Origin of the sequence: Microbacterium sp. Cr-K20 (assembly GCF_000708325.1) — a bacterium.
Taxonomy (GTDB): domain Bacteria; phylum Actinomycetota; class Actinomycetes; order Actinomycetales; family Microbacteriaceae; genus Microbacterium.
Window position 1 is genome coordinate 1 of the sequence record NZ_JARE01000068.1, and the last position, 17,913, is coordinate 17,913.

21 protein-coding genes and 3 tRNA genes are annotated in these 17,913 nt (G+C 68.0%); 7 read left to right on the plus strand and 17 right to left on the minus strand.

The features are described 5' to 3' along the window. The 14 genes from GZ67_RS0116510 to GZ67_RS0116575 all read right to left on the minus strand — a co-directional run. Positions 1–1,686: PH domain-containing protein (locus GZ67_RS0116510; RefSeq protein WP_036330451.1), on the minus strand; the 1,686-nt coding region annotated here is incomplete at its 3' end. Continuing rightward, positions 1,683–2,264: a PH domain-containing protein gene (locus GZ67_RS0116515; protein ID WP_029262837.1), complete on the minus strand. Its 582-nt coding sequence runs from the start codon at positions 2,262–2,264 to the stop codon at positions 1,683–1,685. The genes GZ67_RS0116510 and GZ67_RS0116515, both read right to left, overlap by 4 nt. Beyond that, positions 2,215–2,697, minus strand: coding sequence for a DUF3180 domain-containing protein (locus GZ67_RS0116520; RefSeq protein WP_029262838.1), 483 nt, complete (start codon positions 2,695–2,697; stop codon positions 2,215–2,217). The genes GZ67_RS0116515 and GZ67_RS0116520 overlap by 50 nt, the downstream gene beginning before the upstream one ends. After that, complete coding sequence (gene folK, locus GZ67_RS0116525) at positions 2,694–3,233, minus strand: 2-amino-4-hydroxy-6-hydroxymethyldihydropteridine diphosphokinase (RefSeq protein WP_029262839.1); 540 nt, start codon at positions 3,231–3,233, stop codon at positions 2,694–2,696. Before folK ends, GZ67_RS0116520 begins: the two co-directional genes overlap by 4 nt. Further along, positions 3,230–3,625: a dihydroneopterin aldolase gene (gene folB / locus GZ67_RS0116530; RefSeq protein WP_029262840.1), complete on the minus strand. Its 396-nt coding sequence runs from the start codon at positions 3,623–3,625 to the stop codon at positions 3,230–3,232. The genes folK and folB overlap by 4 nt, the downstream gene beginning before the upstream one ends. Before the next feature lie 44 nt (positions 3,626–3,669). Next, a complete protein-coding gene (gene folP, locus GZ67_RS0116535) occupies positions 3,670–4,479 on the minus strand; it encodes a dihydropteroate synthase (protein WP_029262841.1) in 810 nt (269 codons plus the stop codon). After that, entirely contained in the window at positions 4,479–5,084 is a 606-nt protein-coding gene (gene folE / locus GZ67_RS0116540) for a GTP cyclohydrolase I (protein ID WP_029262842.1), read from the minus strand. The genes folP and folE overlap by 1 nt, the downstream gene beginning before the upstream one ends. A gap of 1 nt (position 5,085) precedes the next feature. After that, entirely contained in the window at positions 5,086–7,086 is a 2,001-nt protein-coding gene (gene ftsH / locus GZ67_RS0116545; RefSeq protein WP_029262843.1) for an ATP-dependent zinc metalloprotease FtsH, read from the minus strand. 71 nt (positions 7,087–7,157) lie between these two features. Then, complete coding sequence (gene hpt / locus GZ67_RS0116550) at positions 7,158–7,709, minus strand: hypoxanthine phosphoribosyltransferase (protein ID WP_029262844.1); 552 nt, start codon at positions 7,707–7,709, stop codon at positions 7,158–7,160. 56 nt (positions 7,710–7,765) lie between these two features. Continuing rightward, positions 7,766–8,149, minus strand: a complete 384-nt coding sequence (locus GZ67_RS0116555; RefSeq protein WP_136044118.1) for a hypothetical protein — start codon at positions 8,147–8,149, stop codon at positions 7,766–7,768. 217 nt (positions 8,150–8,366) lie between these two features. Further along, positions 8,367–8,870 (minus strand): hypothetical protein, encoded by a 504-nt coding sequence (locus GZ67_RS0116560; RefSeq protein WP_231481839.1) that lies wholly within the window; start codon positions 8,868–8,870, stop codon positions 8,367–8,369. A 26-nt stretch (positions 8,871–8,896) separates the two neighbouring features. Then, positions 8,897–9,340: a hypothetical protein gene (locus tag GZ67_RS0116565; protein ID WP_136025628.1), complete on the minus strand. Its 444-nt coding sequence runs from the start codon at positions 9,338–9,340 to the stop codon at positions 8,897–8,899. A gap of 62 nt (positions 9,341–9,402) precedes the next feature. Continuing rightward, the gene (locus GZ67_RS0116570) at positions 9,403–11,298 is read right to left on the minus strand and encodes an alpha/beta hydrolase (RefSeq protein WP_029262848.1); all 1,896 of its coding nucleotides are present in this window, start codon (positions 11,296–11,298) and stop codon (positions 9,403–9,405) included. Then, positions 11,295–11,564 carry a hypothetical protein gene (locus GZ67_RS0116575; protein ID WP_029262849.1) on the minus strand — a complete coding sequence of 90 codons (270 nt, stop codon included), beginning with the start codon at positions 11,562–11,564 and terminating at the stop codon, positions 11,295–11,297. Before GZ67_RS0116575 ends, GZ67_RS0116570 begins: the two co-directional genes overlap by 4 nt. A gap of 138 nt (positions 11,565–11,702) precedes the next feature. Between GZ67_RS0116575 and GZ67_RS0116580 the strand changes: the two genes are divergently transcribed. Next, positions 11,703–12,305: a DUF937 domain-containing protein gene (locus GZ67_RS0116580; protein ID WP_029262850.1), complete on the plus strand. Its 603-nt coding sequence runs from the start codon at positions 11,703–11,705 to the stop codon at positions 12,303–12,305. 51 nt (positions 12,306–12,356) lie between these two features. Here the strand turns inward: GZ67_RS0116580 and tilS are convergent, their stop codons facing one another. Further along, positions 12,357–13,349, minus strand: coding sequence for a tRNA lysidine(34) synthetase TilS (tilS, locus tag GZ67_RS0116585; protein WP_029262851.1), 993 nt, complete (start codon positions 13,347–13,349; stop codon positions 12,357–12,359). 65 nt (positions 13,350–13,414) lie between these two features. On the opposite strand from tilS, the gene GZ67_RS0116590 reads away from it, so the two are divergent. After that, positions 13,415–14,062, plus strand: coding sequence for a TMEM175 family protein (locus GZ67_RS0116590; protein ID WP_231481840.1), 648 nt, complete (start codon positions 13,415–13,417; stop codon positions 14,060–14,062). 40 nt (positions 14,063–14,102) lie between these two features. Beyond that, complete coding sequence (locus GZ67_RS0116595) at positions 14,103–14,594, plus strand: inorganic diphosphatase (protein WP_029262853.1); 492 nt, start codon at positions 14,103–14,105, stop codon at positions 14,592–14,594. Positions 14,595–14,675: 81 nt separating this feature from the next. On the opposite strand, the gene GZ67_RS0116600 is transcribed toward GZ67_RS0116595, so the two are convergent. Then, entirely contained in the window at positions 14,676–16,052 is a 1,377-nt protein-coding gene (locus GZ67_RS0116600; protein ID WP_051662600.1) for a M23 family metallopeptidase, read from the minus strand. 210 nt (positions 16,053–16,262) lie between these two features. On the opposite strand from GZ67_RS0116600, the gene GZ67_RS0116605 reads away from it, so the two are divergent. From GZ67_RS0116605 to GZ67_RS0116620, 4 genes are all read left to right on the plus strand, one after another. Beyond that, positions 16,263–16,335 (plus strand) — tRNA-Glu (locus GZ67_RS0116605). Between the two features lie 29 nt (positions 16,336–16,364). Beyond that, positions 16,365–16,438 (plus strand) — tRNA-Asp (locus tag GZ67_RS0116610). 72 nt (positions 16,439–16,510) lie between these two features. Next, a tRNA-Phe gene (locus GZ67_RS0116615) sits at positions 16,511–16,583 on the plus strand. A gap of 88 nt (positions 16,584–16,671) precedes the next feature. Then, positions 16,672–17,004 carry a hypothetical protein gene (locus tag GZ67_RS0116620; RefSeq protein WP_231481841.1) on the plus strand — a complete coding sequence of 111 codons (333 nt, stop codon included), beginning with the start codon at positions 16,672–16,674 and terminating at the stop codon, positions 17,002–17,004. 18 nt (positions 17,005–17,022) lie between these two features. Here the strand turns inward: GZ67_RS0116620 and GZ67_RS0116625 are convergent, their stop codons facing one another. Then, complete coding sequence (locus GZ67_RS0116625; RefSeq protein WP_029262856.1) at positions 17,023–17,868, minus strand: hypothetical protein; 846 nt, start codon at positions 17,866–17,868, stop codon at positions 17,023–17,025. Positions 17,869–17,913 lie beyond the last annotated feature (45 nt).

The following is a 17,913-nucleotide window of genomic DNA, read 5'->3' on the forward strand; positions in this document are numbered from 1 at the left end:
CTCGGATGCGGCGGCCGCATGCTCGCTCCAGCGGTGGGTCGTGTCGCGCGATGCGGCCTCGGCGGCCGCCCGGCTGACGTCGTCGAGCAGCGCCAGGGCATCGGCGCGCTCGAGGCCGGAGAGGTAGCCGGTGATGGGTCCCGGAACCGAATGCACTTGTGCGCCCGAGACCCGCTGCGACCGGTCGATCGGCCCCTGACTGAGCGAGACGCCCTGCAGGCGCGCGAGCGGGAACACGGCGAGCTTGCGCCAGACGATGCCCCGACGCAGCAGCAGGCCGAACTCCTCGACGAGGTAGCCGTGGCGCTTCCACGAGAACGGACGCCGCCACCACGCGCGCCGCGGCATCGTGCGGTACGTGTCGCCTTCGACCGGGCCGACGACACCCTGCTCCCAGAGGGAGTGGATGCTCTCGGCGGGAACGTTCGGCAGCACCAGCGCGAGCACGCGCTCGACGTCGGCGCGCTTGCCGACCGGCAGCACCACGTTGAACTGCTGTCCACTGCCGGAGGACTGCTGAGCGGCGCTCTTGCCGCTCATCCGGTTGATCTTGATCGTCCACCAGCCGAACGGGCGCCACAGCAGCGACTGCGTCACCTCGACGGCGAAGATGCGCCCCGGCGGGAGCGTCTCGGTCACGGTCGTGAGGAGCCCGTACGTGATGCGCACGCCGTCGGGGGTGGGGGCGATCGAGTAGCGCAACGACTTCGAGATCTGCGCCCAGGTGATACCGACCACGGCGATCACCAGCGGTACTCCCATGCCGAAGCCCAGGCCGAGCAACACGACGCCACCGTCGGTGTCGCCATCGATCAACAGGCCGATCAGCGCGCTGCCGAACGCGATCGCGAAGATCGCGCCGAAGAACACGACCCACAGCAGACCCGAGATCAACTGCGATCCGACGAGGCGCCCGGTCGGGATCTTGACGACGCTCTCGGGGACGACGTCGGCGAGGTCGACGCCCGCGAGGAGGTCGTTGACTCCGGCGTTCACCGATCCGACCAGCTGCGCACGCGCGGATCCCGGCGCGGTCGCAGCCGGGGCCGAGACGGAACCCGGGTTCAGCGCGGCGTTGCGGGCCGCTCTGGCGCCCGATGCCAGGCGCAGGATGTCGGAGCGCACCGACTCGGCGCGCGACGTCGCAAGGTACTCGAGCTCGACGTTCGCATCGTTTCCGGCGCCCACGACCTCCAGCTTCGCGAGTCCGATGATGCGCGCCGGGAACGGACGGGTCAGGTTGACGCCCTGCACGCGATCGAGCGGAGCCCGGCGGTGCGAGCGGAAGATGAACCCCTTGCGCACTTCGACGTGGTCGCCGGTGATCCGGAACTGATGGAAGCGCCAGACGAACCAGAAGATCAGCACGAGAACGATGACGAGTCCCAGCACACTGAGCAGCGCGACGAGGATCAGGTTGTTGGAGAGCACCCAGTCGACGGGATCGCCGCCGGAGTAGTCACCGACGTGCGCCTCTTCCGGCGCGAAGAGCGCGACGGCCCAGGTGATGAGACGATCGCGCATGTTCGTGATCACGATGCCGGCGACGATGATCAGCACCAGCCCGCCCTTGAAGAGCGGCGTGAGCGGATGCATGCGGTGCCACTCGCCGTTGGCGAGGGTGGTCGACGAGTCGACGCCGGTCGCCCGCGTGCTCGGGGCGGGCGGGAGCTGCGGCTCGCTCACAGGCCGGTCCGGCGGGTCTCGGCGACGTGGATGAGGGTGTCGCGCAGCGCCTCCGCCGCCTCCTGGGTGAGGCCGGGGATCTGCACGCCGGTCGTCGCGGCGGCCGTCACCATCTTGAGCTGCGCGATGCCGAAGCCGCGGTCGAGCGGACCCTGGGTGATGTCCACCAGCTGCATACGGCCGTAAGGCACGGCGATCATGCGCTGCCAGAGGATGCCCTTGCGGAACACGATGTCGTCAGCGCGCAGCATGTAGCCGATCGCCTTCGCCTGCCGCGGGAGGATGATGAGCGCGATCACCGTGATGAGGAGGACGACTCCGGCGGGGATCCACACCCACTGCTGGTCCAGCACGAGGCTGAGCACGAGCGCCGCGGCGGCGACGATCACGAGGAAGATCACGTTCTGCACGATCTGCGACACCACGTAGCGCGGCGAGATCTGGTGCCACGCACCGTCGAGCTCCAGCCGGGCCTCGTTCCGAGCCGTCCGCAGCTCGGAGTACGTGCCCTGGTCGAGGGCGTCGAGGTCAGTGCCCTCCGCCGGGTTCAGGGGCGCGGTCTCTGGGTTCTGAGTCATCAGGATCCTTCGGCAGGGTGCAGAACTGTTCGGCGACGAGCGCGGCGATCGTGAGGACGATCGCGCTACCGATGAGGGCCAGCATGGCCACAGTCGACCCTACCTGTGGATCGACCGGCCGCGAGAGGAGGAACACCAGCAGCCCCGCTCCGAAGCCCGCCATGATGGCACCGAGCAGGCTCGAGGCACGGGCGAGCGTCGCCGCTCTCAGCGCGCGGAACGGATCGATACGCACGCCCGAGCGCACGCTGCGGCGCACCGGCCAGGCGACGCCCAGGGAGGCAGCGGCGATGAGCAGAAGCAGCACCGGGAGCAGCAGCGACGGCGTGAACGTGACCCGGCCGGACGCCGTGAGCAGATGATCGAGCAGGAAACCGCCACCGGCCGCGAGCAGTGCGAGCAGAAGCAGGAGCCCCGCAGAGGTGCGCCTCATCGTTCGCCCCGGCCGCGCAGATCGGCCGCGAGGTCGGCCACGCGCCCTCGTCCGAGAAGCTCCGCATCCGGGTCGACGTCGAGCCAGGGGTCGAGCACGAAGAGGCGTTCCGCGGCGCGCGGGTGCGGCAGCTGCAGACGCGGTTCGTCCGAGACGACGTCCCCGTAGGCGATGAGGTCGAGGTCGAGCGTGCGGTCGCCCCACCGCTCGCGGCGCTCCCGACCGTTCTCGTCCTCGATGGCGTGCAGCATCCCGAGGAGGATCTCCGGGGCGAGACGCGTGGTGACCAGGGCGACCGCGTTCACGTACCCCGGCGCCTCGGGATCCGGTCCGTCGAGGCGGAGTGCGACGGTCTCGAACAGGTCGGAGAGTCGCACATCGCTCACGAGCGGCAGGCGGGCGATCCGTTGCGCCGCGGCGCGGATCGTCTCGTGCCGGTCACCGAGGTTCGCGCCGAGGGCGACGACGGCCACGGTCTCCGGGCGTGCCGGGCGGGGGTCGGGCAGCTCGGGCGCTTTCGCGAGGTCCCGGCTCATATCGTGATGTCCTCGAGCGCCTGCGGCGGGCGGCTGCGGTTCACAGTGACCGCCACATCGGCGAAGTTCAGCGGGATCGGGGCGTGCGGCTTGTGCACGGTCACCGTCACGTTCTGCACCCGCTCGTCCTCGAGCGCCGCCGACGCGATGCGTTCCGCGAGCGTCTCGATCAGATTCACCGGCTCGCCCGCGACGATCGCCGCCACCTTCTCGGCGAGCTCGCCGTAGTGCACGGTGTCGGTCACGTCGTCAGAGGCCGCGGCCTGATCCAGCGACAAGCGCAGGCGGAGGTCGATCGTGAAGTCCTGGCCCTCTTCCCGCTCGTGCGTGTAGACGCCGTGGCGGCCGAAGACGGTCAGACCGGTGAGGACGATCTCATCGAGGAAATCCATGACTCTAGCGTACGGGGGACCCACCCCCTCGGCTGGGTGGGGGTTCAGCCTGCCCAGGCGTGCGTGATCGCGAGCGCATCGCGGGTGCCGGCCACGTCGTGCACGCGCACCGCCCACACCCCGGCGCGGGCCGCCAGGGCGCTGGTGACGGCCGTCGCGAGATCGCGGCGCGACTCGGAGACCTCGTCGTCCGCGCCGGCTTGCTGACGCAGCGCCTCCGCCAGGAAGCGCTTGCGCGAGGTGCCGATGAGCACGCGAGGACCCAGAGCGACGATCTCGTCGAGTCCGCGCAGCACGTCCCAGTTCTGCGCGCCGGCTTTCGCGAACCCGATACCCGGATCGAGGATCAGTCGCGACGGTGCGATCCCGGATGCGGCGGCTTCGCCCATGCGCTCCTGCAGCTCTCCCGCCACCTCGCGCGCGACGCGACGGTACTCGGCGTTCGCATACATGTCGGAGGAGAATCCGCGCCAGTGGCCGATCGCGTAGTCTGCCCCGGATTCCGCGACGGCTGCCCGCATGTCGGGATCCGCAAGCCCTCCGGAGACGTCGTTCACGATCCGCGCGCCGGCCCGCACGGCCGCGGCGGCGGTGGCCGCATTGAGTGTGTCGATGCTGACGGGCACGCCCGCCGCGGCGAGCTGCTCGATCACCGGGATCACGCGCTGCTGTTCGATATCGGCACCGATGCGGTCGGCGCCGGGCCGGGTCGACTCACCGCCGACGTCGAGCACCGCGGCGCCTTCGGCCCGCAGGCGCAGACCGTGGGCGACCGCCCGATCGACGTCGAGGTAACGACCGCCGTCGCTGAAGGAGTCGGGGGTCACATTGACGATGCCCCAGATGCTCGTCATCAGCGCACTGCTCCGGATCCCGCCGACGCGCCGATCAGCGTGATGAGCTCGGCCCTGGCGACGGCATCCGTGTACTCTCCGCGCGCCGCGATCGTGAGGGTGGACGCCTCACTCTGGCGTCCGCCGCGCATCGTGACGCAGCCGTGCGAGGCGTCGAGCACGACGAGCACTCCCCGGGTGTCGAGATGCTCCGCGATCGTGTCGGCGATCTGCTCGCCGAGGCGTTCCTGCACCTGCGGACGGGCGGCGAGGATCTCGACCACGCGAACGAGCGCCCCGAGACCGACGACCTGCTCGCCCGGGAGATACGCGATGTGAGCGTGCCCAGCAAACGGCAGCAGGTGGTGCTCGCAGACCGAACGGAAGCGGATGTCGCGCAGCAGCACGGCCCCGGAAGGCAGGGTGCCGGGCGCGGGTCCGCGCGAGACGCTGATGGTGCGTGCGAGCGGTTCGGCGGGATCCTCCCCGACCCCCGCGAAGAACTCGGAGTACAGCTCGGCCATGCGCGACGGCGTCTGCTTCAGCCCCGGTCGATCAGGATCTTCGCCGATGGCCTCGAGCAGCTCGCGGGTGAGTCGCTCGACACGGTGCCTGTCGACGGTCACGTCACGCCGTCGCGGGTCGCGGGTTCCCGGCTCCCGCCGAGCCCTGCTGCGCGCGGGGTGCGGCGGCGGGTGCCTCGACGGATGCCGCGAGCGAGACGTCCTTCTTGGGCACCTCGATCGGGGGTCGCTCCGACACCGGACGGTCTTCACTCGACAGCCACAGCGGACGCTCCGGAAGCTTCTTCACTTCGGTGAAGATCTCGGCGATCTGGTTGTGGTCGAGGGTCTCCTCCTCGAGGAGCGCCAGGGCGAGCTTGTCGAGGATGTCACGGTTCGCGCTGATGACCTCGTACGCCTCGTTGTGCGCCTGCTCGATGAGCGCGCGCACTTCGGCATCCACCCGCTCGGCGACGCGCTCGGAGTATTCGCGGCCACGGCCCATGTCACGACCGGCGAAGGGTTCGCCGCCCTCGCTGCCGAGCTTGACCGGTCCGACCTGTGTGGTCATGCCGTACTCGAGCACCATCTTGCGGGCGATCGACGTCGCCTTCTCGATGTCGTTCGATGCACCGGTGGTGGGGTCGTGGAAGATGATCTCCTCGGCGACGCGACCGCCCATGGCGTAGGTCAGTTGGTCCTGGAGCTCGTTGCGGGTGACCGAGTACTTGTCGTCCAGCGGCAGCACCATCGTGTATCCGAGGGCCTTGCCGCGGGGCAGGATCGTGATCTTGGTGACCGGGTCGGTGTAGTTCATCGCCGCCGCCGCGAGGGCGTGTCCACCCTCGTGGTACGCGGTGATCAGCTTCTCCTTGTCGCGCATCACACGGGTGCGGCGCTGCGGTCCGGCGATCACGCGGTCGATGGCCTCGTCGAGGGCGCGGTTGTCGACCAACTGCGCGTTCGAGCGGGCGGTGAGCAGCGCGGCCTCGTTGAGGACGTTGGCCAGGTCGGCACCGGTGAACCCGGGAGTCTTGCGGGCGACGACCTCGAGGTCGACGTTCTTCGAGAGCGGCTTGCCCTTGCTGTGCACCTCGAGGATCCGCTGGCGGCCCTTGAGGTCGGGGGCGTCGACGCCGATCTGGCGGTCGAAGCGGCCGGGGCGCAGCAGTGCCGGGTCGAGGATGTCGGGGCGGTTGGTCGCGGCGATCACGATGACGTTCGCGTTCGGGTCGAAGCCGTCCATCTCGACCAGCATCTGGTTGAGGGTCTGCTCGCGCTCGTCGTTTCCGCCGCCCATGCCGGCACCGCGGTGGCGGCCGACGGCGTCGATCTCGTCGATGAAGATGATGGCGGGGGCGTTCTCCTTGGCCTGGCCGAAGAGGTCGCGCACACGGGAGGCACCGACACCGACGAACATCTCGACGAAGTCCGATCCGGAGATCGAGTAGAACGGGGCGCCTGCCTCGCCGGCGACGGCGCGGGCGAGGAGCGTCTTGCCGGTTCCGGGAGGGCCGTACAGGAGCACGCCCTTCGGGATGCGGGCGCCGATGGCCTGGAACTTCGCGGGATCCTGCAGGAACTCCTTGATCTCGTGGAGCTCTTCGATGGCCTCGTCGGCACCGGCGACGTCGGCGAAGGTGACGGTCGGCGTCTCCTTGTTGACGAGCTTGGCCTTGGACTTGCCGAACTGCATGACCTTGCCGCCGCCGCCCTGCATCGACGACAGCAGCCACCAGAACAGGAGGCCCAGCAGCACGAGCGGGAGGAGGAGCGAGAGGAAGCCGTCGAACCAGGTCGCACGCGGCACGGCGTCGTTGAAGCCGTCCTTGGGAGCAGCCTCGTTGATCGCGGTGACGACCTCGTCGGCGCGGGCGTCGACGTAGTAGAACTGCACGTTCTCGGAGCCCTCGAACGCCTTGGAGAGGGTCATGTCGACGCGCTGGTCGCCGTCGGTGTTGACGACCTCGGTGACCGTGGTGCCGGAGAGGAGCTTGAGCCCCTCCTGCGTCGTGATCTGCTTGGGCGCACCCAGATTCGAGATCAGCAGGAAGCCGCCGAACAGCAGCAGGCCGATCAGCGCGACGTAGATCAGCGGATTCCGGGTGAGCTTCTTCACATCCATGATCGGATCAGCGTATCGCGCGCGCCCTAGGGGGTCGCTGTGCGTTCACCCACGGCGTAGCGTGCCGCCCGTCAGGAGTAGACGTGCGGGGCGAGCACCGCGACGTCGCGCAGGTTGCGGTAGCGCTCGTCGTAGTCGAGGCCGTATCCGACGACGAAGTCGGTGGGGATGTCGAAGCCGACGTACTTGCAGTCGATGTGGACCTTCGCGGCCTCGGGCTTGCGCAGCAGGGCGAGCACCTCGATCGACTCGGCGCCGCGGGATCCGAAGTTCTCGAGCAGCCAGCTGAGGGTCAGACCCGAGTCGATGATGTCTTCGACGATCAGGACGTGCTTGCCGTTGAGGTCGGTGTCGAGGTCTTTGCGGATCTGCACGACACCGCTCGACTTGGTGCTGGCGCCGTAGCTCGACACCGCCATCCAGTCCATCGGGGCGTGGAACGGCAGGGCGCGGGCGAAGTCGGCCATGACCATGACGGCCCCCTTGAGGACGCCGACGAGCACGAGGTCCTTGCCCTCGTAGTCCTGGGCGACCTGCGTCGCCAGCTCATCGAGCTTGGCGAGGATCTCCTCCTCTGTGACGAGGATCTGAGCAAGGTCGTCCTGGATCTCCGCGGCGCGCATGGATCGATTTTAGGTGACGGAACCGGGTGCTCCGGTTCAGGAGTTCCGCGCGGGGATCAGGAATGGATCTCGTCATGGTCGCCGCGGGTGGTCTTCGGGCTGAGCACGCCGATCTCGATGGTCTCGTACTTGCCCTCCTCGGAGCGCACCCACGTTACCTCGACATACCAGTCGTCCTTGCCGTAGGCGTCGGCGGTGCGTCGCCCCTCCGACGTCTCACGAGCGTCCGTGTGCTCCCACCCGTCTGCGAGCAGCTGGGTGGCGATCGCCTTCGCGGCCTCTTCAGAAGCCCCGTCGCGCTGAACCGGCTCAACATAGGTGTCGACCTGCCACCAGACAGAGTCCTCGGCAGACGGTTCGGCAGATACCGGGTTCTGGAGCATCCGCCCTCGGGACTCCACATCAGGCGGCGTCGACGGCGCGAGGTCCGCCGGGATCATCCCTACGATCTCCTCCGCCAGCGCCTCCGCCTTCACCTGATACTCATCGAGGCGACTCTCGGCCGTCAGCGCACACCCTCCCACGATGCATGCCGCAGCAAGCACCGCCAACGCACCCCAGAGACGCCTCATGCGTCAGGACGACAGCTCGTCGCTGTCGACGCGCACCATCTCCGGGCTCACCATGAGGACGCGCTGGCTCCCTGTTCGGCCTCGGTCAAGAGGAGATGTCATCATGGTCTCCGCGCACCGTCGTGGGGCTGACAACCGAGATGTCGAACCGTTCGACCTTGCCTGGTTCAGACTTCACCCACGCGATCTCCACGTACCAATCGTCCTGTCGGAAGCCGTCCGTGATCGTGCGGCCTTCGCCTGTCTCGCGGACGCGCTCCACCGTCCAACCATCCGACTTCATGGCCTCCGTGACGGCGGCAATCGCCTCAGCCGCTGCACCCTCCCACTCCACAAGGCTGACGTAGGCCCGAGCCTGCCACCAGGCGGGATCGCCCGGACGTTTCTCGGCGGTGACACCGTTCTGCGGCGCCTGCCCCCGCGACTCCAGCTCAGTATCGAGCGCCGGCTCCAGGTGAACGGGGATGAGCTCGACGACACTCATCGCGAGCGTCTCACTCTCCGCCTTGTACTCGTCGAGTCGACTCTCCGGTGTCGGTGGCACCGCGCATCCTCCCAGAATCAGCACGCAGACGAGCGCGATCATCATTCCCGTCAGTCTTCGCACCATTCGGCTCAGGAATGGATCTCGTCGTGATCGCCACGGATCGTGTCAGGGCTCACCACGAGGACCCTCAAGCTCTCGATCGTTTTCGGAGTAGAGCGTACCCATGCGACACGCACATACCATCCGTCCCGTCGGTACTCATCCGTCTTGTAGACCGGATCCGGGGAGCCCGACTCTTCAGCCTTCTTCCATCCGTCGTCAACGAGCGCGGTTTCGATTGCTGTGGCCGCGGTCTCGGACGCCGCAGGCTCGTCGAGCATGACCACCGAGGTCTTCACTTCCCACCAGGCGGGCGTTTGAGGGGTGTCTCCCATGCTCTGCGCCAGCCGCCCGGCGGAGGCACTATCCGGGGCTTCATCCGCAATCACTGCTGCGGGAATGGACTCCACGACCTGCTGCGAGATCGCCTCGCCTTCAGCTCGAAACTCATCCAACCGACTGTCAGCCGACACGGCACACCCTCCGATCAAGCCCACCGACGCGAGCAGTGCAACGATTCCCCACCATCTCCGCATCAGTCGATCCTCACATAGTGCGGCTCATAGTCCGAAGCATCGATCCCATCGATCGCAATGCTGGAGTATCCACCCGTGACGTACTCATTCGGAGCCCAACTGATCGCCTCGCCGCCGGTGATGACCTCGACGATGTTGTGAAACGCGGTCGACCGCGGATTGAGCACGGAGCTGTGACTCTCAATCCCATTCGGGAAGCCGTAGTCCTCGAGGTCGGCGCTATCGGGATCTGCATGGTCGATCCATCCAGTCTCCAGACGCGTAACGTCGTCGGCCAACAACGGGGACTGGCCGTGGATCGCATACCAATCGTCGTGATCACCCTGAATCATCCCCACCACGGCGTCGTTCCTAGCCATCATCGAGTAGTGCGGAACGCCGGATGTGTACGGGAAATCTTCGACGCCGGCCACCCCAGCCCCCATGCCGGCCGCAGAGACGTAGAGAATACGGTCGGCCTTCAAACCGGCCTGCTCCGCCAACCCCACGGTCGCGCCGCCGTAACTGTGTCCCATAACGGTGAGAGTGGAATCGGCCGGGCGTTCGATGCCCGCGACGAAATCGACCAGCTTCGGAGCGAGATCATGGGAGTACGAAGCATCCGTGGGGCCGGGGACTTCCAGCTGCGGAAAGCTACCGCCAGCCCATTGGAACACTGCGCTCCCCGGGCCGTTCGCATCGATAGCCGCGGAATAGAGACTTGCTCCGGTTCCGTGACCGAATTCACTGATTGTGGTCGTCGTTCCCGGCACGGAGACCGCCACGTTCTGCACCCAGACCGGGATGTCGCCGGTGACGGGGTCGATTGCTCCGTGATAGGTCGCAATGGCATTCGCATCAGCATTGAAGACGACGACCTGAGCTCCACTGTGCTTGTGTTCGCGGCCGGACTCGTCGTACCAGACTGGCTGCTCATCGAGCAGATCCTTCCACGCACCGATCGGCTCCCGCAGCTCGGCGATCTCGTCGCTCAGGCTCTTCCGTCGCTGGGCGCTCCAGTGGTTCCGCGCCGTCATCCCGTCGAGCTTCTCCTGGAGCCGGGCGATCTCGGCTTCCCTGCGTGCGATCTCGTCGCGGATGTTGGTGTGGTTCGCGGTGACCCGGTCACGGATCGGGATGCCGTTGAGGTTCCCGAGGATCATCGGGGATGCGGCAAGCAGCGCATCCCGCGTCGCCTGATCCATCGTGTTCCACGTCTCACGGATGATGTCCGGATCCCCGAGACCGGCCAGGGACTCGGCCGTGATCGCATTGACGTTCCCCGCCCACGCGAGGCTCGCCGCAGCGAACCCTGCACCGCCGACCTTCCCGCCCTGGGTGACGGCGGAGATGAGCGGCACGGCGGCGATGGCGTTCACCGCACGCCGGTCGATCTCCGCCCGCTCGTCGCCGAGCGCGTTGTACGACGCCCGCGCCGTGTAATAGTCGTCGATCGCATCCTGCCAGCGACGCAGGTAGCTCGGGTCGTCGACGTACATCCACGACGGCAGCACCGCGTCCCACGGCAGCGCCCAGCCCGTGACGAACTCGCTCGCCGCGCTCAACGCCTCGGCCCGACGCACGAAGATGTGGTCGTACGCATTCTGCGCGGCACGCAGCCGACGCGCAGCATCGCTCTTCAGCCCCTCAAGGTCGGTCGCATACGCCGACACCGCCGTCGAGATGCCGTCGAGCCCCTCAGCCGCCTCGCCCATGCGCTGCGACAGGAGCACGATCCGTGCACCGAGGGCATCCGCGGCAGATGCCGTCATCGACGTGATGCTCGCCAGCGCCGCATCCGCATCGCCCTTGCGCTCTCGCGACGACGCCGCCCGCGTGGAGAACGTGGTCGCATACCCACTCACGGCGCCCGCATCACCGCGAGCCGGATCGTCGATCAGCCCCGGCAGATTCATTGCGCCGCCTGCTGCGCGAGCGCCTCGTCGTTGGCGGTGAAGGTCGATGCCACGGATGCCGCATCGGTCGCAGAGTTGGTCGCCGTCTGCGCGAGGGCCGACAGGATCTGCGTCACCAGCGACTCGGCCTCGCCCAGCGCACCTTCGACCGAAGACGACCCGGTGCCTCCGAACGACAGGCACGACGTGATGATCGGCGCGGCCCCCGCAGTGAGCCGTGCCTGCGCTGCATCGAGCGCTTCTTTCTGAACATCGAGATCGGTCACCGATGCCCCTTTCCCCCCGGACCCGTCTACCCTACGTCACGCGTCCGACGCCGCCGATGGGCAGATCTCCCCATGCCCAGCGATCCGCACTACTGTGAGCGGTGATGCGGGCGGACGCCCCGGACGGAAGGATTCACCATGGCTCTTGACGACATCCTCAAGCAGGTTCCGATCGACGACATCGCCGAGAAACTGGGTGTCTCGCGAGACGAGGCGAAGGTCGCTGTCGAGCAGGGCGGCGCCGTGCTGCTGGGCGGGCTCGCGAAGAACGCAGAGACCGACGAGGGCTCCGCGGCCATCCAGAACGCGCTGAAGAAGCACGAGGGCACGGCCGGCGCTTCGAAGGTCGACGACATCGATCAGGCCGACGGCGACAAGATCGTCGCGCACATCCTCGGCTCCAAGAAGACGGAGGTCACGAAGGAGCTCACCGAGTCGAAGGCGACTCCCGGCATCGACTTCGGCAAGCTCCTCCCGATCCTCGCCCCCATCGTGATGGGCCTCATCGCGAACGCGACGAAGGACAAGACCGCGAAGGCGGATGCCGGAGCCGAGAGCTCGGGCGGCATCGGCGACGTCATCGGTGGGATCCTCGGCGGTGGCAACAGCGGCGGCTCGGCCGGCGGAGGCGGAATCGGCGACGTGATCGGCGGACTGCTCGGCGGTGGCAAGAGCGGCGGCTCCGGCGGAGGCATCGACCTCGGCGGCATCCTCGGCGGACTCTTCGGCGGCAAGAAGTAGTCACACCCCGCACTTCCGGTCGCGAGGCGAATGCGCTTCGGCGGAGGGTTCTCAGCGACCGGATGCGGTGAAGACGATGCGGCCGCCCTGGCGCACAGCCGCGCACCCGGGCAGATCGATCGGCCCCTGACCGCGCCAATGGGTGACGAGCCGCGCGACCTCGATGGTCTGCGTCCTCGTGAGACTCACCCCGAACTCGCTGTCGACGACGAGGCGGATGATGCGGTTGCGCAGTGCTGCGGGGTTGGCGGCGAGAGCTGCGACACTCACCGAGATCCCCGCCTCCGCATGCTCGACGATGTCCTCGATCGTCTCGTGGATCATCTCGTCGAAGGCCTCGGCGTCCTCCCGCAGCTGCTCCGCGGTGCGGACGAGCGCCTCGGCGATGCCCGGGCCGAGCTCGGCCTCGAGCACCGGCAACACGCGCTCCCGCGCCCGCACCCGCGCGTAGCGGTCATCGACATTGTGAGGGTCGTCCCAGACCTCGAGATCGGATGCGGCGCAGAACCCCCGTGTCGTCTCCCGCCGCACCCCGAGCAGCGGACGCAGCCAACGGAGCCCGTCGTCGTCTTCCCGCGAGGGTGCCATGCCCTGCAGGCTGGTGGCGCCCGAGCCGCGGGCGAGTCCGAGGAGCACGGTCTCGGCCTGGTCGTCGAGGGTGTGGCCGAGCAGAACGGCAGCGGCGCGGACATCCGCCGCCGCGTCACGGAGCACACGGTACCGCGCGTCGCGCGCTGCGGCCTCAGGTCCGCCTTCGCCATCCACCTGCACGCGCACGATCAGCGGGTCGAGTCCGAGCGCCGCTGCCGCCTGTGCCGCCGTCGACGCGACCTCGGCGGAGTCGTCCTGCAGGCCGTGGTCGACGGTCAGTGATGCCGCACGGAGACCGAGCTTCGACGCTTCGAACACCGTCGCCGCGGCGAGCGCGAGAGAATCGGCGCCCCCGGAGAGCGCGACGATCACAGTCGAACCTTCGGGAAGGTCGACGAGCGCGGTGCGCACGGCCAGGCGGATCTCGGCGATGGCGGGAGAGAGTGATGGCACGGTTCCACGGTAGGGCACGGTCGCACCCCATGCGGGCGGCACGAGCACGGGTCTATCCTGACGCCGTGAACGATCACCCGCGCACTCAGCCTTTCCGGACCGAACGCTTCAAGGCCTTCGTCGATGCCGTGGTCGCGATCGCCATGACGCTGCTCATCCTTCCCCTCATGGAGTCGGTGTCCGAGGCCGCATCCGACCATACGAGCACGGCCGAGTTCTTCGACGAGCACTCGGGTCAGCTGCTGAGCTTCGGGCTGAGCTTCCTCCTGATCGCGACGTTCTGGATGGGACACCATCGCCAGTACCGGGACGTGGAGTTCGTGACCGGGCCCCTGCTGTGGATCAACGTCGCGTGGATGGCGACGATCGTGTGGCTCCCGGTTCCGACCGCGATGATCGGGCAGATGGACACCGACCCGCTGCAGGCCGTGGTGTACATCGGCACGCTGATCATGACGCAGGTGACCACCCTCGCCGGATGGCTCTACCTGGCGCGCCATCGCGACCTCGGCGCCGTGTCGACCGAGACCATCCGCCTGGGGGCGATCGGCGACGTCGCCGCGATCATCCTGTTCGCCGCTGCACTCGCGATCGCCGTCGCGGCTTCGCCGAACGGATACACGGGTCTGTTCCTGCTGCTCCTGAGCGACCCGATGAGCCGTCTGCTGAATCGTCTCCTCCGAAAGCGCCGGAGCGAGCCGCAGGTAGGCTAGTCCGCGGCATCCAACCGAACTTTTCCTGAGGAGCACACGCATGGGCGCACACGACGCCGTCATCGAGATCCCGCGCGGCAGCCGCGTGAAGTACGAGGTCGACCACGAGACCGGACGAGTGCACCTCGACCGCGTGCTCTACACGACCTTCGGCTACCCCGCCGACTACGGCTACTTCGACAACACGCTCGGCGAGGACGGCGACCCGCTCGACGTGCTCGTGCTCCTCGACCACGCCGTCTACCCGGGCGTCGTCGTCGAGGTCCGTCCCGTCGCCGTGCTGAAGATGAGCGATGAGGCCGGCGGAGACGACAAGCTCGTCGCCGTCCTGTCGAAGGACCCGCGCTGGGCACACATCCAGGACATCGACGACATCGCCGACTACACGAAGAAGGAGATCTCGCACTTCTTCGAGCACTACAAGGACCTCGAGCCCAACAAGTGGGTCAAGGTCGACGAGTGGGGGAACGCCGCCGAGGCGCAGCGCATCCTCGACGAGGCGATCGTCCGTTTCGGCGAGCAGGATCACTGACCCCCTGAGTCACCAGACACGAAAAGACCCCCGGTCCCGCAGAAGCGGCCGGGGGTCTTTTCGGTTGCTGTGAGCCTGCGATCAGGCGGAGACGCCGTGCCGGGCCAGGAACTGCACCGGGTTGATGGCGTTGCCGCGGTCATAGACCTCGAAGTGCAGGTGGCATCCGAACGAGCGACCCGTGTTGCCGGCGTAGGCGATGACCTGCCCGGAGCGCACCCACTGGCCGGACCTGACGATGATGCCGCCGTTGCGGATGTGTGCGTAGCCGGTGCCGATCCCGCCGCCGTGCTGGATGCGGATGTAGTTGCCGTAACCGCCGTTGTAGCCCGCGTAGTCGACGGTGCCGGACTGCGCGGCGTAGATCGCGGCGCCGCAGCCGTTCGCGAAGTCGGTGCCGTAGTGGAAGCTCGACGAGCAGCCCTGCGGACCGCACTGCTGCGATCGCGGACCGTAGCCCGAGCTCTTGCCCCCACCGTGCGGACGGCACCAGCCGCCGCTGCCCTGGGATCCTCCACCGCCTCCACCGCCACCGCCTCCGCCGCCGTTACCGGCGGCAGCCGCTGCGGCCTCGCGGGCCTCGCGTTCCTTGCGCTTCTTCTCCTCGAGGGCGACGCCGGCCTTGTAGCCTTCGACGGTCTTCGCCGTCGCGTCCTTGAGGGCTGCGAGCTGCGCCTGCATGGTGGCGAGGTTGGCGGACTGCTCGTCGAGCGCGGCCTGAGCGGCGTCGGCAGCCTGCTGCGCCACGACCATCTTCTCTTCGGCGATCTTCTGCAGCCGATCGCGCTCGTCGCGAGCGACCACGGCCTGGTCGCTCATCGACTGCGCGGAGTTCCGGGCGGCGACCGCATCGTCGTACACCGACTGGTTGTACTCGAAGAGCTTGTCCATCGTGCCGAGCCGCGCGAGCAACTCGTCTGCGTTGTCGGCAGAACCGGTGAAGAGGAGTTCGAGCGAGGTGTCGTCACCGCCGTTGCGGTACAGCTGCGCGGCAACCTGCCCGGCCTTCTTCGCGGACTCGGCGGCCTTCGCCGACTGCTCGTCGGCCTTTGCCTGCAGGGAATCGGCTTCGGTGGCTGCAGCGAAGTACTTCTGCTGCGCATCGTAGAACTCGTCTGCGGTGGCCTTCGCGACTGCCTGCGTCTCGGCGACCTTCTGGGTCAGCGACTGGATGAGTCCCTCGATGCGGGTGACCTCGGCGGCCTTGGCGGCTTCGCTGTTCTTCGCGCGCTGCACGTCGTCCCAGCTCGGGTACGAGGCGGCATAGGCGGCGGAGACCCCGTTCGAGATGCCGAAGGCGCTGAGCGCCACGACGCTGAGCACGCCGAGACCGAGTGCACCACGGCGGCTGAGGCCGTCTTTGCTGAACGCACGGCGTTCGGTCGGGCTGGGCGCGCAGCCGCAATCATCTGAAGCCGCGGCAACCGCAGCGTCCAGAGTGTTCTGGTCGTCGTTCACACGGCCCCTTCCGCCGGTTTCACAAATGCCACACTAACAACAACCGTCACATCTGCACCAGGCCGAGCATGCGGTCGCCAGCGCACGCCTAACGGGTCCATCGTCCTCCTGAAACACGCCCGGGGGAAGGCGCCGCGCCCTCGATTCGCGATTTGCCCAGAACATCCCTTATGCTTGAGCGTCGGCAAGGAAGTCCCCCGGGACTGACTCGGCCCCATCGTTTAGCGGCCTAGGACGCCGCCCTTTCACGGCGGTAGCACGGGTTCGAATCCCGTTGGGGTCACACCTTCCGATACAATTGAAAACAAGTATGGCCCTGTAGCGCAGTTGGTTAGCGTGCCGCCCTGTCACGGCGGAGGTCGCGGGTTCAAGTCCCGTCAGGGTCGCTCCGTGCGTTGAGCTCTTTCTTCGGAGAGGGCTCTTCGTCTAGGACGCGACAGGTTCGCCGGTCGCACCACGGCTCTGTAGCTCAGTTGGTAGAGCGCACGACTGAAAATCGTGAGGTCACGGGATCGACGCCCGTCGGAGCCACAGGGTGATCATTACAATCACCTTAGAAACCCTCGCCTAGCTTCTACATGGCGGGGGTTTTGCTTTTCCCAGCTAGGCTTCGGTCATCATGGATGACTCCGCCCGACCTGCGCCCGAGCGACAGACCGGGATGAACAGCCGCCGGATCGAGCTCACGATGCGACGCCCGCGGTTCACGCTCTATGCGGGGATCAAGCCGACTCTCGTCATCGGCGAGCGTGGGCAGCCCACGCAGTGGGGTCGAGGTACGTGGCAGGTTCCGTCCGACCAGCCGGTCGCCATCGGCGTCTACCTCTTCAACCGCGTGTGGCGCTTCGGCCGAGCGGAGGCCACCCTCGATCCGGAGGATGGCGCCGCGTGGGAGTACCGGGCGCCGATGCTGCCCTTCCTGCCCGGGCGCCTCGGCCACAGCCGCGGCTGATCGGGCCGCCCGATCGCCCTACAGCTCCTCCAGCGCTTTCTGGGCGCGCATGACGGCGCCCGACGCAGCCTCCGACTGCTGCCTCGCATCGGACTGTCGGTCCTTCGCCTGCTGCAGGTCCTTATCCACGCGCTCCGCCTCCGCGCGGGTGCGCGCGAGCTGACCCTCGAGCTCCGCCACGCCCTTGGCGAGCTCCGTCGCTCTGCTCTGCAGATCCTCCAGAGCCGCGTCTTGCTTGGCGAGCGCGCGCTCCGCAGCCTTGTGCTCCTTCTCCGCGCTCGCAAGCAGACGCTCCGCGTCGCGGCGGAGGCGTCGCGCCTGCAGCTCATCCGGCGGACGCTGCGGCACCGACTCCAGCTCCGGGATCTCCCCCACCACGGCATCCCGGATGTCGTCGGACGATGCCGAGGCCTCGATCGCCCGTATCAGCCGCCCGGAGGCGACGGCGCCCGCCGCTGCGGGGTCGAAGAAGGCGGCCGAGATGCTGCCCTCCACTGCCTCCCGTGTCGCAGACGTGATCTTCTCACCACGGGATCCCGCCAACTCGGCCGCCATCTCCGCGAGGCGTCTCGTGAGCGCACGGCGCTCCCTGCCGAGCTTCGCCAGCGCCGGCGCATCCAGGTCCTCCTGCGCTTCGCGAAGCTCTGCGGCCAGTTGCAGCGCCTCCCCCAGCTGCCCGGCGCGCTCCTGGGCGAACAGGTTCACCACCCAGGCGGCGACCGACGGCTTTCGCAACGCGCGGATACGTGCCGCGAGCACGCGGTCCTCGACACTCTCCGCGTGGGTCTTTCGCGACGATACGAACGACTCCGGCGGACCGGCGTACAGGGCTGCGGCGATCTCTTCGAACGTCGGGCCGGCCATGCGCCCACGATACGCCGTGCGCCGTCCGGCGGGGCTGCGGGAGGG